This window comes from Brevibacillus sp. AG (assembly GCF_028369215.1).
In the GTDB taxonomy this organism is placed as follows: Bacteria; Bacillota; Bacilli; order Brevibacillales; family Brevibacillaceae; genus Brevibacillus; species Brevibacillus porteri.
This window is the reverse complement of the sequence record NZ_JAQMYO010000001.1, coordinates 757,975-773,457: the sequence shown is the minus strand read 5'-3', so window position 1 is coordinate 773,457 and position 15,483 is coordinate 757,975. Positions and strand designations below refer to the sequence as shown.

Sequence of the window (15,483 nt, the reverse complement as noted above, 5' to 3'; positions counted from 1 at the left end):
TGAATAAAAGTTCGATGAGACGAAATGTGACGGTATGGTTAACTTGACTTCTTGTATGGGGTGTAACTATAATCATTACAACGAAAGGGTGACAACGTATGAAAATCAGCAGCCGTTTCTCCATTGCGGTCCACATCTTATCACTGCTTTCCATTGATTCTAATTCGCATTGTACTTCCGAATGGATCGCGGGTAGTGTGAATACGAATCCGGTCGTGATCCGACGTGTGCTGGGGCTGTTGAAGAAGGCTGGGCTCGTGAACGTACGTGCCGGAGCTGGCGGCGCTTCTCTCGCCAAGGAACTGGATCAAATCACGCTTCTAGAGATTTACCGTGCAGTTGATGTCGTGGAAGAAGGGCAACTTTTTCACATCCATGAGCAACCGAATCCTGATTGTCCAGTGGGAGCGAATATACAGTTTGTGCTAGAGTTGATTTTGACCCGTGCGCAGCATGCCATGGAGGAGATTTTGGGCGGAGTGAAAATGTCCGAGCTCGTAGATAACCTACGTCAAAAAATAACAGAAAAAGCGCAGTAAGAAAAAAATGCCCTTGCGTATGCGAGGGCATTTTTGCGAGGAAGGAGTGCCAGCAACGTGTCGATTCCCGCCACCTGACGGGTGGGGAAGCTTGCACAACTTATCCAGACTGACGGACTATATTCTTCTCCTTCCAGCTATCTTTCTTCGATTGCGGCTTCATGAGAAAAAATCCTAACACGATTGCGATAGCGAAGAATATGGCGAAGAATCGGAAACCGTTGTTCGTTGCATAGATCAAGGCACTCTTTGATTGAGCGATTTCTCCCGTTCCCGTTTCGGAAAATAGCGGCAAGACGGATGAAGACTTGACGCTTAGCTGTACAACTACCAATGAAAGAGCTTGACTTATTGCCCGACACATTTCATAGACGGTCCAGAACATACCTGAAGCGGAGCCAGCGCGCTCTTGCGGAGCAGCAGATAGGACTGCTTTTGCGAGCGAAGGCCAGGACAGACCAGTGGCGGCGGATATGATAAGAAGCGGAATAATCACAGCCATGTTCGATAACTGAGAACCAAGTTGTCCAAGTAGCAGAAGGGCTAAGCCTATTAGGAATGATCCTAACAGAATCATACGCACGGGGCCAAAACGGTCGGCAAATTTACCGCCAAAGGGGGCCGTGAAGAGTTGGGGAATCGATAATGGGATCAATAACAATCCCGCTTCCAAAGGGCTTAAGCGATGTGCCCCTTGCAGATATAGCATCAGGAGAATGGTGACGGCGAAGTAACCAATGCAATAACTCATCGTGATTCCAAGACCAATCGAATAGTTTCGATAGGTGAAAAGGCTTAGAGGAAAAAGTGGATTTCGAACACGTAGTTCGATGAGTACGAATGCTATCCATAAAAGTAGAGCGGTTGCAAAGAGGCTAAGTGTGGGTACCGATGTCCAACCCCAAGACTGCCCCTCAGACAGTGCGACAAGCAGAGCGACTAAACCTGGTCCAAAGGTCAAAATCCCCGGCCAGTCAGTCTTGCCCTTTTCGATTGGGGGCGTGTTTTTGAGAACCAGGAGGCCAGAGATCAAACCAATGACTCCAGTGGGGACAGCTACAAAAAAGATGGATCGCCATCCGAAATCATCGATAAGCGCGCCTCCGATCACCGGACCGATGAGTGATCCAGTCACCCATGATATGTTGTTAATCCCGAGAGCGATTCCGAGCTGATTGGGTGGGAATGTCCGTATGAGGATTGGTGTTGCTGATGCCATTGCCATTGCCGCACCAGTTCCCTGAAGGAGTCGTGCACCGATCAGTGTTGCGCTTGAGTTTGCAAGTCCGCAAAGCGCAGTGGAAATCGTGAACAAGGTGAGCCCCCATAAAAAAATGTGCTTGGTTCCGAGCATATCCGACCAACGCCCAGCTGGAAGCAAAAATAATGTGCTCATGATGTAGAACGCGGTAATCGTCCACATACCAATGTTGATCGGAATACGCAAATCTTCCATGATAGCAGGAAGACCGATAACCACAATCGTTGCGTCTAAGTTAGTAATGAACGAAACAAGCGTGACCACAGATAAAACAGCCCATTTATTCGACTGTATGGGTCTCAATTTGTACACTCCTTTGCTTATTCATCCAGGATCCATTTGCCGGATTTTTCACGAATCCGAGTCAAATGGGGCGGGCGTTTCTTTTTCATGATGAAGCAGCCAGCGTTTACGTGAAAGTCCTCCTCCGTACCCACCCAAATCACCATTGGAGTTGATGACACGGTGACAGGGGATGACGATCGCTAACTGATTCGCACCATTTGCTTGAGCGACAGCACGAAAGGCGCTTGGTTTCCCAATAGCTGCTGCAACCTCGGAATAGGATGAAGTTTGACCGGGGGGGATCGTTTGTAAATGCTCCCAGACCCTTTTTTGAAAAGGCGATCCGAACATAAACAAAGGCGTTGCAAATTCTGTTAACTTTCCGTCAAAATACTCCATTAACTCACGTTCAATTGAACGAATAGGCGCTGTAAAACCAGGGATAATCGCTGACTTCGTTCTTTGTCTAAGACGTTCAACTTCTCGTTCCAAGCCGCGGCGATCTACGAATTCAAGTAGATATAGCGCTGCTTCATCCGCGATAGCTATCATGGGACCCAGTCGCGTATCCAGCCACGATGCCTTTAAGACATGATGATCTCCAAGAAGAGTAGGTGCTGCCCCCATAATTCGTGAAAATGCGTCTCGAAAACCACTGCTGGACTCGTATCCGGTGGATAGTTGGGCATCAATGATTGTTTTTCCTTCTCTGATTTCTTTCAGTGCAATCCCCATACGTCGCGCCCTTGCATATTCGACGAACGTCATGCCAAAACGTTTTTTGAATTGGCGTCGCGCTGTTGCAGCGTCCACGGATAATCTTTGAAAATCTTTTTCCGTCCAGCGCTGCTCGGGGTTTTCTTCTACAGCGCTAACTAGCAGACGCACAAGCTCTGAAACATGATTGGGATGTGAAAGTGGACGGCAGCGCTGGCAGGGCCGGAATGAGGCTAGAAGTGCTTGTTTCGCATGATCAAAAAACTCACAATTAATAAACTTAGGTTTTCTAGCTGGACATGTCGGGCGACAGAATACGCCAGTTGTCTTGACTCCAACAAAAAAGACACCTTCATATTCTGAGTTTTTATCCAGTAACGCCTGATAATACTCGGACTTCATCTCGGCCGTTATCATTCTTTTCCCCCTCGATTATTATGTTTTCATTTTATCGCTCACGAAAAATGACTGCAGCCGAAAATCGTACATTGATTTTTTTAGGCGAAGACAAGACTCGGCGGGAAGTTTTAGGAGAAACGGATAGTTCGTAGAAATACCATCTCTGACGCTCATGGACAGGATTTAAGCTGGAATTAGCCTGAAAATATAGATATAATAAACGTATTCAGAAATATGCGATAAACCGACAACGGCGTCGGTTACGTATGGAAATGATGAGCAGTTGGCACGTCCGTTCAATGGTGATCGGGAGGTGGAGTATTGCGTCAGCATTATCGAGTCATCATCATAGACGACGACCCCATAACGCGTATGGACCTGGTCGAGATGTTGCAAGAGCAGGGATATAACGTCGTAGCTGAAGGAAAAAACGGCAAAGAGGCCGTTCGATTGACGCAAAAGTGGAATCCGCATCTCATTATTATGGATGTCAAAATGCCAATTATGGACGGTTTGACAGCGACTGGGATTATCCGAGAGCATTCGGACGCGGCTATCCTTCTCTTGACTGCTTACAGTCAAAAGGACATGGTCATGCAAGCCAAAGCGAAAGGGATATGTGCCTATCTGGTCAAACCCGTCATGGAGGAAGAACTGCTACCGGCAGTGGAGTTCGTGCTTACGGGCAAATAATGAACGCAAAAAAGTGAATCGTAGGAAGAGCAACGGCGCTTGGACCAAGGCGAGCATTTCGTCTTATGTTTCGAAGCGCTTTTTTACGTTCCATGAGATAGAGTTTACGGAAAGTTGAAAAGAAAGTGAGTGAAGCTAGAGATGAAATTGGCTTGCGTTGTACGTAAACAGCATTACCAGTTTACTTCGGTTCGTGATGTATTGGCTAAAGCGAGTGAAGAAAAGTCTGGCGATCACATGAGTAAACTAGCAGCCAATTCCGCACTGGAGCGGATGGCGGCCAAAGTCGTATTAAGTGAAATGCAACTTCGTGATATATATGAAAATCCAGTCATTCCGTACGAAAAAGACGAAGTGACACGGATCATTTATAATGATATCAATCTCTCCATTTACAATGAGATTAAAAATTGGACAGTAGGGGAGCTACGGGAGTACATCTTGTCGTTTTCCACAGGAATGCCTGAGCTCACAAGAATTAGCCGTGGACTCACAAGCGAGATGATTTCCGCTACCGCCAAGCTGATGTCCAGCATTGACTTAGTCATGGCTTCCCAAAAAATGAAGCATCAAGCGTACTGCAACACACTGATTGGCGAGCCGGGAAGACTGGCGTTCCGTTGCCAGCCGAATCACCCAATCGATGATCCCGATGGCATTTTGGCTTCGATGAAGGAAGGCTTGTCATACGGATCTGGCGACGCTGTTATTGGAATTAACCCCAATAATGATTCCGTTGAAAGCGTTACCAAGCTCTTGAAAATGACACATGATTTCATGCAAAAGTGGGAAATTCCTACGCAAAACTGCGTTCTGGCTCACATCACGACACAGATGCAGGCTCTTCGCGGCGGAGCGCCCATTTCTCTGATGTTCCAAAGTCTGGCAGGTTCACAAAGAGCGAATGATGCGTTTGGCGTGAACAAGGAGATTTTGGATGAGGCAATGGATTTGATGCTTCGAAAAGGCACAGCGTCGGGACCAAACGTCATGTATTTTGAGACAGGGCAAGGCTCCGAAGTGTCGCTGGACTCCCATGAAGGCGTCGATATGCAGACGCTAGAAGCCCGTACGTACGGTTTTTGCCGTCACTGGAAGCCGTTTATGGTCAATAACGTCTCTGGCTTTATCGGACCAGAAACACTTTATGATGGCAGACAGATGATTCGTGCTGATCTGGAGGACTTGTTTATGGGCAAGCTGCATGGTTTGCCGATGGGAATCGCTCCGACTTATACGAATCACATGTATGCGGATCAGAATGACCAGGAGATTGCAGGGATGCTGACGACCTTGGCAGGGGCGAATTTTTATATGGGCGTACCAGGTGGGGACGACGTCATGCTCAGTTACCAAGACACGAGCTACCACGATGACGCCAGCTACCGCGAGCTCTTGGGACTGCGACCTCTCCGGGAATTCGAGAAATGGTTGGAAAAAATGGGCATTATGGAAAATGGTCGTTTGACAGAGCGTGCAGGCGATTTAACCATTTTTGACTAACGAGCGGGGAGGTAAGCCAGATGAAACAGATCAATATGGACGACTTGGTTCAGCGCGTAATCGATGAGCTGTCCAAAATAGGGCAGGGCGTAATTGATTTTCCTGAGCAAAAGCAATGCGGGGTAAAGAACCCCAACAATCCAGAAGCATTGGAGCAAGCGATGAAGCGAACGCCGGCTCGTATCGGAATCGGTAGAGCGGGTACCCGAATGAAGACGGGTAGCTATCTGCAATTTCGCATAGATCAGGCAGCGGCTCGCGATGCGGTCATGAAAACAATCAGTCCGGAACTGATCGAGAGCTTGCAGCTTCCTGTTCTCCATTCAAGAGCGACGAGCATGGAGGAGTATTTAATGAACCTCGACTCGGGCCGGATGTTATCGGATGAATCCGCTCGTTGGCTGGAGCAGAATGGGGATAAAGGAAAAGATGTTCAAATCGTCATCTCGGACGGACTCAGCACCTCGGCGTGTGAGGCGACGATTCCAGACTTGCTGCCTGCGTTAATCCAAGGTCTTTCCTTGAGAAACATCAGTGTAGGAAAGCCAGTATTCATTAACAAAGGTCGCGTCTGGATTCAAGATCAGGTCGCGTCCATCGTAAATTGCAAGGTCGTCATCTCCTTGATCGGGGAAAGACCGGGACTTGCAACGGCAGAAAGTCTCAGTGCTTACATGATTTACAAACCGGATGCCAATACGGTAGAATCAGATCGTACGGTTATTTCTAATATTCATAAGGGTGGCACGCTACCGATTGAGGCGGGTGCGTACCTTGCAGAGCTTTTGGAGGAAATTTTGAAGTACCAGGCGAGCGGTGTGAAATTATCACAGCTTCGGGCGAATAACGGGTAGATTCCCACTGGCGCTTCCTCCTGTCTTGCACTAGAATACATAGAAGATAACCAATTTCTATGAGGAGTTGCTACGCATGACGGAGCCAAACCAAAACGAAAAAGAAACCACTGAGCAAAAGCCTGGGAAGATCAGCCTGCAAGAGGCGATGAAGCGCAAAATGGCGGAGAAAAAACAAGCGCAAGCACAAGCTAATAATCCGTTGAATCAAAAGGCGCAAAATCAGAGCATGAAAAGCCAGCTCACCAAAAAACCAAACAATCAACGCAGACGTATGGGCGTATAGTTTCGAATGAAGCAAGGCAAAAAGGGAATGTGCAGCAAGTTTAGGCTGCAGATTCCTTTTTTGTATGATCATAGATACATAAAGATCTTCTACGTTTTAAAATGCATCGATAAACCAACAAAGCTGGTGAAAAGAAAAAGCACAGGGCTCGTAGACCTTGACAACGCCTACCCAGTCGGAACTTCAAAAAGGGGACCATGCTTGTCGAACACTTCTTCCTCGAGAATCTTCCGCCCGTAGGGTGGCTTTGGCTCGACGGTCCCCTTTTTGAAGTGGAGACGGACAGTCAATCCCCCTGCTGGCGTGTCAGAGTCGAAGAGAACTGTGCTTTTTCTTCTCCTCCACAATGTTGACCCAAACCAAATGGGGGCAAACCATGAAGGTAGAACGGCTACTCGCTATTGTTATCATGCTGTTGAATAAGCGCCGTGTGAGCGCTCGTGAACTATCCGATCACTTTGAAGTATCCTTGCGTACGGTCTATCGGGATTTGGAAACCATTAACGCAGCCGGAATTCCGATCGTAGCGTACCCTGGGGCAAGCGGCGGTTACGAGATCATGGAGAATTTTACGATCGATCGGCAATACTTATCCTTGGACGAGCTGGTTGCGGTTATCGCTGCGCTAAAAGGCGTTCATTCCTCCACAGACGATAAGCAAATCGGACAGCTTTTGGAAAAAATAAAAGCGTTGCTCATCACCGCACCATCCTCTCTGCAAGGAAGTGCACATCCCGTTGTTTACGACTTCAATCCGTGGGGCAGTACACCGGCAATCGCAGAAAAAGTAAACAGGCTGAGGGAAGCCATCGAGAAGAGACTTCGTGTGCGGATCACCTATACGAAAATGCAAGGCGATGCGACAGAGCGCACCATTGAGCCTGTAAAACTGATTATCAAAGGGTATGTGTGGTACGTGTATGGCTATTGTTTACAGCGCCAGGAGGATCGTCTGTTTCGCTTGTCACGGATTGCAGACATGTCTGTGCTTACAGAGGAGTTTTCGCCACGCCCGTATCAACAAGCAGATAAGCTGGAATGGCTCGAAGAATGGGATACGTCAGAGCGAATTTCACTTGTCCTCCAATTTTCTTCGAGGGTACATGTAAGGGTACGGGATATGTTTGCGCCAGAAGCGATAGAGACCATGCAGGATGGCTCGATGCTAGTACGAACGATGATGACAGACGATGAGTGGTTAAACGGCATGCTGCTTAGCTTTGGCGATGCCTTGTTTGTACATGAGCCTGTGCATGTGAGGGAACGAATGAGGGATACAGTAAAAAGAATGACAAAACTTTACGAATGAGTGTTGAAACGTTGACAGATAGTTGTCAAGGTAAGGTCATTATACTAAGTCATGTAAGCAATCTCTTACAGGAGCGTGGTTAATGATGAACCCAACGATTGTCAAACTGGATGAAATGCGTGTAGCAGGCTTGCAAATTCGAACAACCAATGAGGCGGAATGCGGACCGAATGCGAAAATTGGGGATCTATGGCAACGCTATTATCAAGAAGAGCATCCCTTCAAAACTCCCCATCAAAAAGAGCCGGGTGTTGTTCTGGGTGTGTATTCCGATTACGACAGTGACGAGACAGGCGAGTACGCCTTGTTAGTAGGAACCGCTGTAGAAAAGAACGGTGAGCTTCCTGCTGAGCTCACGGTCAAGACTCTACCGGCTTCTACCTATGCCGTATTTACGACGCGCGTAGGCCCGATGGTAGAGGTTGTAATGGAAGCGTGGGCGAAGGTGTGGGAGTGGTCCCATCAACCGGGGAACAAGCGGACATTTACCGGAGATTTCGAACGATATGACGGAGTGCGCTGCGCTGATCCCAACAACGCGCAAGTAGATTTGTACATCGCGATCTCAGAAGAATAATGGTGCAGCAAATCATACAAACAGTCGTAGTCGATCAGGCTACGACTGTTTTGCTTTTTTCCATGATTTCTTCACAAGTTTCGATTACTCTAGAGAGAGTGTGGTAGAGGGGAGTCATACAGACGGATGGATTGGATAACGAATGTAGAAGCCCTGGCAGAGTGGATTCGCTCTTTAGGGATGCTGGGGATTATCGGTAGTATCGTATTGAACATCGTGATTAGTGTGGCAGGTGTATTGCCGTCCATTTTTTTATCGGGTGCGAATGCGGTCGTGTTTGGCTTGTACGGAGGGTTCTTGATTTCCTTAACGGGAGAGGTGGTTGGTGCTTGCATTGCCTTATTTCTTTACCGCTACACGATCAAAAAAGCAGATCGGCGCGAAAAGCTGAAATCGTTCAAATGGGTACATGCCATCAATGGAACGACGAGTTTTCGCAAATGTCTTGCCATCGTTTTGCTCCGGTTGAATCCGATGATGCCTTCCGGTGTGATCAATTTAGGTGCGGCTTTGACGAATATCACCTTCGTGCAATTTTTAGTAGCGACCTTAATCGGAAAAGTGCCGTCGATGGTTTTTGAAACATTCGTCGGTCATGATCTGATTACTTTTAGTGAAAACAAGTTTCGCTTGCTCTTTGCCTTGCTGGCAGGTGCTCTCGTCTTTTTGCTTTTCTGGAAAAAAGGAAAGGATCAAATACAAGAGGAGTAGGGGGGATTCATATGTCTACCATTTTGCTAGTCGATGATGAGCCGCAAATCTTAGAAATATTGTCCTCCTATCTGCAAAAGGAAGGCTATCATGTTCTGACCGCTCAAACAGGCAAGGAAGCAGTAGAAATGGCCACGACAATTTCATTGACCTGTATCATTTTGGACCTGATGCTACCTGATCTGAGCGGGGAAGAGGTCTGCGTCCAAATTCGCAAAGAGTCTCGTGTCCCGATCTTGATGTTAACGGCGAAAAGTGGAGAGGCGGATCGAATTCGCGGGCTTACGATTGGCGCTGATGACTATTTAATCAAGCCCTTTAGCCCGAGAGAACTCGTAGCGCGTGTTCGAGCCGTCATGCGTCGTGCGGGCGATTATTCAACACTCTCCGATTTCATCGAGGTGGGAGACTTGACCATATCGATGAATGAGAAGAGAGTCACGAAAAATGGAGTCGCTTTGGAGGTTACGCCAAATGAATACCGCTTACTCACAACGCTTGTCCGTTATCCAGGGAGAACGTGGGGCAGGGAGGAGCTCGTGCGTGAGGTCATGGGTTTTGATTTCGAAGGATACGACCGAACCATTGATACGCATATCAAAAATCTTCGCCAAAAGATAGAGGTAGACCCGAAGCAACCTGAATATATCAAGACGGTGTATGGATTGGGATATCGCTTTGACGATCCCATGAAGAAGTGAGGCCACGATGAAGCATATTTGGGTAAAGCTCGCCTTTGTGATCATGACAGTCGGCGCATGCGCTGTTCTTTTCTCCTCGTTGTTGTCCGTAAAGGAAATGGATGTTCATTTTTCCATGTATGCCAATGAAGTGAGAAATCAGCATAACCAAGAAATATCGCGTGTCGCACTCCAGGCGTATCAGGACAGTCAAGGCTGGGGAGCGGAAGCCTATCATAAGCTTGAAGCGGTTTCTGAGGTCTTGGGATTGCATATCACTCTCCTCGATCAACAGCAACAAGTGCAAAACGAATGGGGTAAGCCGCGAGTCCATACGAGCAATTACAGTGTAGACAAGATTCCCCTTGTCAGTAAGGGAGTCATGATCGGGCAACTGGTAATTAGCCACGATGATCGGAGTGCGTATATGACCTTGGAAAGTCATTTCCAATGGGCGCATAAAAACACGACGTTGTGGACGATGGCTGTGCTGCTCATCCTGGTCATTATCATCAGCATACCTCTCGCTCGGACCATGGTGCGTCCCGTCGTCCAAGTGAGTACGGCAGCGCAACGAGTCGCGCGAGGCAATCTGTCTATACGCGTCCCGGAGCCTCGTGGCAAGGATGAAGTTACGTCATTGGTCGCTGCTTTTAACAACCTGGTCCAAAGTCTTGAGCATCAGGAGGAGCTGCGCAAGCGACTGACCTCCGATATTGCCCATGAATTGCGAACACCACTGAACACCTTGCTGGCGCAAGTAGAGGGGATGATCGACGGCATATGGGAAGCAACTCCCAAAAATCTCGAAAGCACAAGGTCAGAGGTACTACGTTTGAGCCGTCTCGTCCGCGATTTAGATCAGGTGATTCAGGTGGAGTCGGGTTCCTTGCAAATGCGCAGTGAAGAGGTAGAACTACGTGAGGTTGTCAAAGAAGTTACTGAGTCAATGAGTGCTGCGTTTGCCCGTGCACAAATGAATTTTCACTTCAAAGGAGATCACGCTGTTTGGATCAAAGGGGACAGGCAGAGACTGGCGCAAATTGTGGCCAATTTGTTGACGAATGCCTGCAAGCATACGCCAGCGGGTGGAGAAGTCGTAGTCACAGTAGACAAATCGAGTACGATGGTCCGGTTGCAAGTGAAGGACAGCGGCACAGGCATCGATCAAAAGGACCTCCCGTACGTTTTTGAGCGTTTTTATCGGGGAGATCGCTCGCGAGCAAGGGAACGCGGTGGAGCAGGATTGGGGTTGACGATTGTGAAAGGGATCGTGGAGGCACACAAGGGCATCATCTCGTTGGATAGCAGAGTGGGTGAGGGAACGACCATCACGATTTTGTTTCCACCACGAGCTCAAGAAGGCGAAAAGTAAGCCTAAACCGTATCGTTCTCGCTGCACATCGTTTATGATTAGGAAGAGAATTTGAATATTCGATACAAAGAGGGAGAGCACATGTTTGATTGGACTACCATGGGAGCATTTTTGGCTGTTGTGATCGGCCTCTTTTTAATTCCGGGACCCGCTGTCCTGTTAACTGCGACGCGTACCGTGCAGGGAGGACGTAAAGCAGGGATTATGGCAGGGCTGGGCATTGCCACCGGCGACTTCATTCATACGATTTTTGCTGCGGTTGGTTTATCCGCGATTTTGATGACATCTGCATGGGCATTCAATCTCGTAAAATTTGCGGGAGCGGCTTACTTGGTCTATTTAGGAGTTCGGGCCATGCTTGAAAGACCAGTTGACCCAGAGCTGCCAAAAGTAACACCGTTGCCGCCGCTTCAATCGTATGGGCAAGCCATCCTCGCAGAAGTTCTGAATCCGAAGACGGCGTTGTTCTTTCTGGCGTTTCTGCCGCAATTCGTACATCCGGAGCGTGGAGCAGCCATTCTTCAATTCCTTGTCCTGGGACTGATTTTCGCCATCTTGGGGTTCTTTTACACTGCGTTGATTGCGATCAGTATCAGACCGTTGGGGCATCTGGTGAAACGAATTTCCTGGCTGGGTCGCTGGAGTGGCAAGATCGTAGGTTCTGTTTACATCGTATTAGGATTAAAAGTTGCGCTGCAAGAGAGATAAGGTATGAGTCGGGGAGTCAGTCTTCCCGGCTTTTTTTATTGCTTGATTACTGGTGTAAGGTACTTTTTAGTGCCTATGATACTTGAAAGTACGTACTTCCTATCAAGTGAGGCATGAGACATAATAGCATTCAGATCCAACATATTCGCCAATCATGATAAGTAAGGGCCCTGCTTTGTGAATGGCAAGAAAAATTAAGGGAGGATACAACTCAGATGAGCACGATTACATCCAACGTAAAGCAGCAAACAGCTGATGCGAAAAACTCCACTCTTGCTTTACTTGCTCTCGCAATCAGCGCATTTGGTATCGGGACTACTGAATTTGTTATCGTCGGTTTGTTGTCTACAGTCGCACAGGATTTGAAAGTAACCATCACCTTAGCTGGACTTCTTATTTCTGGATATGCATTAGGCGTAGCTATTGGAGCGCCGATTATTACAGCACTCACAAGTCGAATTCCACGCAAAGCGCTGCTCATGCTTTTGATGATTGTCTTTGCTGTCGGAAACAGTGCGGCAGCCTTGTCGAGTAGCTTTGCGATATTAATTATTGCCCGTTTCTTTACTGCGTTTTCTCATGGGGTATTTTTCTCTATCGGTTCGACGATTGCAGCCGATCTGGTGCCAGAAAACAAGCGTGCCAGCGCGATTGCAACGATGTTTACGGGTCTGACTGTTGCAACCGTTACAGGCGTACCTTTGGGAACGTTTATTGGACAAATGTTTGGATGGAGAGCGACTTTTTGGGGAGTTGCCATTCTTGGCGTGATTGCCCTTATCTCGACAGCGATTCTGGTACCAAGCAATTTGAAGAAAGCCAAGCCTGCTTCTATTAAAGACCAAGTGAAAATAATCACAAACTTGCCACTGTTGCTTGTCTTTGCGATTACGGCACTTGGCTACGGCGGTACCTTTGTAACCTTTACGTTCTTAGGTCCGATTCTGGAAGAAATCACAGGTTATCAGGCGAGTGCCGTCAGTCTGATACTTCTCGTGTATGGGATTGCGGTAGCGATTGGAAATACGGTCGGGGGAAAAGCAGCTGACAAGAATCCGATAAAAGCGCTGCGCTGGATGTTCATCATTCAGGCGATCATTCTGATCATCTTAACATTTACCGCTCCTCTTAAATGGGTGGGAACGCTCACGATAATGTTGATGGGCCTCCTGGCTTTTATGAACGTACCGGGCTTACAGGTATATGTTGTGCAGTTGGCTGAAAAATACGTGCCTAGTGCTGTTGATGTAGCTTCTGCCATTAACATTGCTGCTTTCAATCTCGGCATTGCGATTGGAGCCTTCGTGGGAGGAATCATCGTCGATACCATTGGCCTGATTCATACGCCATGGGTCGGAGGAGTGATGGTGTTAGGTGCAGCATTACTCACGTTGATCAGCAGCAAGCTGGAAAAAACTCGTCGTTAATCGTTCAAAGAGGGCGGATACGGTGACGGCTTTCGGTAAGAATGTGCAGGATTTTCAAATCGGGGATGATGTCTTCTTTCGCCCAGAACTGGAAAGTGAAGGGACATACGCAGATGAAATTGTCGTTCCGGCGAATATCGTAGCCCCGATGCCAAGTGGTTTGTCGTATGCTGAAGCGGCTTTACTTCCGCTGGTCAGACTAACGGTTTGGCAGAGGCATTGGTGGAGGTAGGGAAGGTGCAAGCGGGAGATAAAGTCCTGGTGTTGGGGGAAGCGACGGGCTAGGATTTGATTTTTCAACCGAGCCCGTTGCTGTTTTCATAAAAAAGCCAGCGTGACGGTGTAGGTCACCTTCGCTGGTAAGCGCCAGCTTCATCTCTTTCGAATCACAGCCCCCTGCAGAACAAAGGTAATCCCTAAAATTCCTACGATGGCAAGCAGGCGGATAATACCGTTGGAGACAAAAAGATTGACACAGATCAGCCCAATTATGATCAGAATAAGCAAAATCACCGTTTTCCCCGACATATACGTATGCCCCTTTCCTCAGACAAAATGAGTGGTCTCGTCAAATCGGAATAGGCGGGTAGTTCCATGGCGTATGTAATTTGACTTTGTGGTTGTCAGAATCTTCTGTTCATCATCTGAATACCTACTATTGTAACGAATACAATCGTGGAAGAAAAGGCGGGATCACGTGAAAAAACTCCCTTCTGTCATCGCCAGGTGCTCACCTGTACGCTTGAGAGGGAGTTTTTGCTTGTGATCGTGGTACACTCGTTACTTCGTCGCTAGCTGACGCTCCGTTGTCTGCTGCTTCAACGGCTGTCCGGCCAATTGTGATCGTTTGGATCGAATAAGGATGGCAGTAATCAACAGCGCAATGCCATTGATGATAAAGACGAAGCGAATCGGGATGAGTCCCCCGAGAAATCCGCCAATGATTGGCCCCATCATCGTCGCAAGCTGCGTCGAGGATTGGTTCAGGCTAAACGCTCTGCCACGAAATTCTGGTTCCGTAACTTTTACAATCATGGCGTTGATCGATGGATAAACAGCGGCAAAAAACAGTCCGTACGCGAATCGCAAAATGCCAAATCCGTACAGATTGGTGAAGAAAAATTGCAGTAAATTTCCGATGGCTCCACCCATTAAGCCGATAAACAAGATTTTGGAATAGCCGACCTTTGTCCCGAGCTTTCCCCACTGTGGAGCAGCAATGACTGTCGCGATTCCTACTGCCGCAAAAATGATGCCGGAGCTGAGGGATGCGTCTTGCTGCGAAGCGCCCAATTGCATGATATACACCGTTAATAAAGGTTCAAGAAGCATAACGGAAATCGTGACCATCAAGCTCATACCTAGTATGGACATCAACGGGCGGTTTGCCATCGCAGCGCGCAAATCTTCGCGTACACTCGAGCGGCTGCCGGAGCGGTTCAAGTTCGTTTCCTTCACGAAGAAAGTAGCGATCAGCGCTGCTACGAGCACGACAAATCCTGAAAAAATGAAAGCTTCCGCGTTTCCCCACACATGACTGACGACACCGCCAACCAACGGACCGATGATTCCTCCTGTTGCACCCGAAGTCGCCATAATCCCCAGTGCGTACCCGACGTTTTTTTCTGGTGTATTCGTCGCTACCAACGCAATGGCGGCAGGTACGTAGCCGGCAAGCAAGCCCTGGAAGATCCGTAACACAAGAAACAAATAGGGGTCCGTAATCAAGTAGGTCAAGAAGTACAACAAAGCGAGGCTAAATCCAGAGCGAATCAACATAGGCTTTCGTCCATATTTGTCCGCAAGAGAGCCCCAAAATGGCGAGATGAGTGCACTTGCTAAAAACGTAATGCCAAACGAAATGCCGGACCAGGCTTCCAGATGCTCATTGACCCCCAGTGAAGTATGGAGGAAGATGGGCAGGAAAGGGATGGAGATGGAGTAGGCGGTGCTACAGAAAAATACCCCAATCCATAACACAATCAAATTACGTTTCCATGAAAATTCCATCTTTCTGTCACAACCTTTGCAGTTAAAAAGCAGGAATATTGTTACTGATCATTCTAGCACTGCATTTTCAGGCTTACCAATTCGGAAATATGATCGGACTATTGCAAAAATGAAATAAGAGGAAATCTTGACGTTTTTGCAGGATTGAG

17 protein-coding genes are annotated in these 15,483 nt (G+C 47.9%); 13 read left to right on the top strand and 4 right to left on the bottom strand.

The features are described from left to right. Positions 1-98 precede the first annotated feature (98 nt). Positions 99-539, top strand: a complete 441-nt coding sequence (locus POF51_RS03290) for an Rrf2 family transcriptional regulator (protein ID WP_012686286.1) — start codon at positions 99-101, stop codon at positions 537-539. Between the two features lie 100 nt (positions 540-639). On the opposite strand, the gene POF51_RS03285 is transcribed toward POF51_RS03290, so the two are convergent. Beyond that, positions 640-2,112: an MFS transporter gene (locus POF51_RS03285; protein ID WP_271753823.1), complete on the bottom strand. Its 1,473-nt coding sequence runs from the start codon at positions 2,110-2,112 to the stop codon at positions 640-642. A gap of 39 nt (positions 2,113-2,151) precedes the next feature. Next, entirely contained in the window at positions 2,152-3,219 is a 1,068-nt protein-coding gene (locus POF51_RS03280) for a bifunctional transcriptional activator/DNA repair enzyme AdaA (RefSeq protein WP_271753821.1), read from the bottom strand. A 303-nt stretch (positions 3,220-3,522) separates the two neighbouring features. Here POF51_RS03280 and POF51_RS03275 point away from each other — a divergent pair, with 303 nt between their 5' ends. From POF51_RS03275 to POF51_RS03220, 12 genes are all read left to right on the top strand, one after another. After that, entirely contained in the window at positions 3,523-3,894 is a 372-nt protein-coding gene (locus POF51_RS03275; protein ID WP_069845228.1) for a response regulator, read from the top strand. A 141-nt stretch (positions 3,895-4,035) separates the two neighbouring features. Beyond that, positions 4,036-5,397 carry an ethanolamine ammonia-lyase subunit EutB gene (locus POF51_RS03270; protein WP_271753819.1) on the top strand — a complete coding sequence of 454 codons (1,362 nt, stop codon included), beginning with the start codon at positions 4,036-4,038 and terminating at the stop codon, positions 5,395-5,397. Between the two features lie 20 nt (positions 5,398-5,417). Continuing rightward, the gene (gene eutC, locus POF51_RS03265; RefSeq protein WP_069845227.1) at positions 5,418-6,251 is read left to right on the top strand and encodes an ethanolamine ammonia-lyase subunit EutC; all 834 of its coding nucleotides are present in this window, start codon (positions 5,418-5,420) and stop codon (positions 6,249-6,251) included. Positions 6,252-6,327: 76 nt separating this feature from the next. Beyond that, entirely contained in the window at positions 6,328-6,537 is a 210-nt protein-coding gene (locus POF51_RS03260; RefSeq protein ID WP_007727355.1) for a hypothetical protein, read from the top strand. 376 nt (positions 6,538-6,913) lie between these two features. Next, positions 6,914-7,846 (top strand): helix-turn-helix transcriptional regulator, encoded by a 933-nt coding sequence (locus POF51_RS03255; RefSeq protein WP_069845226.1) that lies wholly within the window; start codon positions 6,914-6,916, stop codon positions 7,844-7,846. Between the two features lie 82 nt (positions 7,847-7,928). After that, positions 7,929-8,423 carry a GyrI-like domain-containing protein gene (locus POF51_RS03250; RefSeq protein WP_069845225.1) on the top strand — a complete coding sequence of 165 codons (495 nt, stop codon included), beginning with the start codon at positions 7,929-7,931 and terminating at the stop codon, positions 8,421-8,423. A 126-nt stretch (positions 8,424-8,549) separates the two neighbouring features. Beyond that, positions 8,550-9,134, top strand: a complete 585-nt coding sequence (locus POF51_RS03245) for a TVP38/TMEM64 family protein (RefSeq protein WP_069845224.1) — start codon at positions 8,550-8,552, stop codon at positions 9,132-9,134. Positions 9,135-9,145: 11 nt separating this feature from the next. Beyond that, positions 9,146-9,835 (top strand): response regulator transcription factor, encoded by a 690-nt coding sequence (locus tag POF51_RS03240; protein ID WP_007727348.1) that lies wholly within the window; start codon positions 9,146-9,148, stop codon positions 9,833-9,835. Between the two features lie 7 nt (positions 9,836-9,842). Continuing rightward, the gene (locus tag POF51_RS03235) at positions 9,843-11,189 is read left to right on the top strand and encodes a HAMP domain-containing sensor histidine kinase (protein ID WP_271753810.1); all 1,347 of its coding nucleotides are present in this window, start codon (positions 9,843-9,845) and stop codon (positions 11,187-11,189) included. Between the two features lie 81 nt (positions 11,190-11,270). Further along, complete coding sequence (locus POF51_RS03230; protein ID WP_069845222.1) at positions 11,271-11,897, top strand: LysE family translocator; 627 nt, start codon at positions 11,271-11,273, stop codon at positions 11,895-11,897. A gap of 215 nt (positions 11,898-12,112) precedes the next feature. Further along, complete coding sequence (locus tag POF51_RS03225; protein WP_069845221.1) at positions 12,113-13,324, top strand: MFS transporter; 1,212 nt, start codon at positions 12,113-12,115, stop codon at positions 13,322-13,324. A gap of 22 nt (positions 13,325-13,346) precedes the next feature. Continuing rightward, positions 13,347-13,556 (top strand): hypothetical protein, encoded by a 210-nt coding sequence (locus tag POF51_RS03220; protein ID WP_069845220.1) that lies wholly within the window; start codon positions 13,347-13,349, stop codon positions 13,554-13,556. Between the two features lie 140 nt (positions 13,557-13,696). Here the strand turns inward: POF51_RS03220 and POF51_RS03215 are convergent, their stop codons facing one another. Together POF51_RS03215 and POF51_RS03210 are read right to left on the bottom strand one after the other, a co-directional pair. Beyond that, on the bottom strand, positions 13,697-13,852 hold the full coding sequence (locus POF51_RS03215; protein WP_170831557.1) for a hypothetical protein: 156 nt from the start codon (positions 13,850-13,852) through the stop codon (positions 13,697-13,699). A gap of 252 nt (positions 13,853-14,104) precedes the next feature. Next, positions 14,105-15,334, bottom strand: a complete 1,230-nt coding sequence (locus POF51_RS03210) for an MFS transporter (RefSeq protein ID WP_271753805.1) — start codon at positions 15,332-15,334, stop codon at positions 14,105-14,107. Positions 15,335-15,483 lie beyond the last annotated feature (149 nt).

What these genes read in the sequence shown, in the direction of transcription:
- POF51_RS03235 (WP_271753810.1), top strand. Translation starts at nt 9,843, where the DNA reads ATGAAGCATATTTGGGTAAAGCTCGCCTTTGTGATCATGACAGTCGGC.
- POF51_RS03260 (WP_007727355.1), top strand. Translation starts at nt 6,328, where the DNA reads ATGACGGAGCCAAACCAAAACGAAAAAGAAACCACTGAGCAAAAGCCT.
- POF51_RS03280 (WP_271753821.1), bottom strand. Translation starts at nt 3,219, where the DNA reads ATGATAACGGCCGAGATGAAGTCCGAGTATTATCAGGCGTTACTGGAT.
- eutC (WP_069845227.1), top strand. Translation starts at nt 5,418, where the DNA reads ATGAAACAGATCAATATGGACGACTTGGTTCAGCGCGTAATCGATGAG.
- POF51_RS03250 (WP_069845225.1), top strand. Translation starts at nt 7,929, where the DNA reads ATGATGAACCCAACGATTGTCAAACTGGATGAAATGCGTGTAGCAGGC.
- POF51_RS03270 (WP_271753819.1), top strand. Translation starts at nt 4,036, where the DNA reads ATGAAATTGGCTTGCGTTGTACGTAAACAGCATTACCAGTTTACTTCG.
- POF51_RS03245 (WP_069845224.1), top strand. Translation starts at nt 8,550, where the DNA reads ATGGATTGGATAACGAATGTAGAAGCCCTGGCAGAGTGGATTCGCTCT.
- POF51_RS03230 (WP_069845222.1), top strand. Translation starts at nt 11,271, where the DNA reads ATGTTTGATTGGACTACCATGGGAGCATTTTTGGCTGTTGTGATCGGC.
- POF51_RS03225 (WP_069845221.1), top strand. Translation starts at nt 12,113, where the DNA reads ATGAGCACGATTACATCCAACGTAAAGCAGCAAACAGCTGATGCGAAA.
- POF51_RS03240 (WP_007727348.1), top strand. Translation starts at nt 9,146, where the DNA reads ATGTCTACCATTTTGCTAGTCGATGATGAGCCGCAAATCTTAGAAATA.
- POF51_RS03290 (WP_012686286.1), top strand. Translation starts at nt 99, where the DNA reads ATGAAAATCAGCAGCCGTTTCTCCATTGCGGTCCACATCTTATCACTG.
- POF51_RS03215 (WP_170831557.1), bottom strand. Translation starts at nt 13,852, where the DNA reads ATGTCGGGGAAAACGGTGATTTTGCTTATTCTGATCATAATTGGGCTG.
- POF51_RS03255 (WP_069845226.1), top strand. Translation starts at nt 6,914, where the DNA reads ATGAAGGTAGAACGGCTACTCGCTATTGTTATCATGCTGTTGAATAAG.
- POF51_RS03210 (WP_271753805.1), bottom strand. Translation starts at nt 15,334, where the DNA reads ATGGAATTTTCATGGAAACGTAATTTGATTGTGTTATGGATTGGGGTA.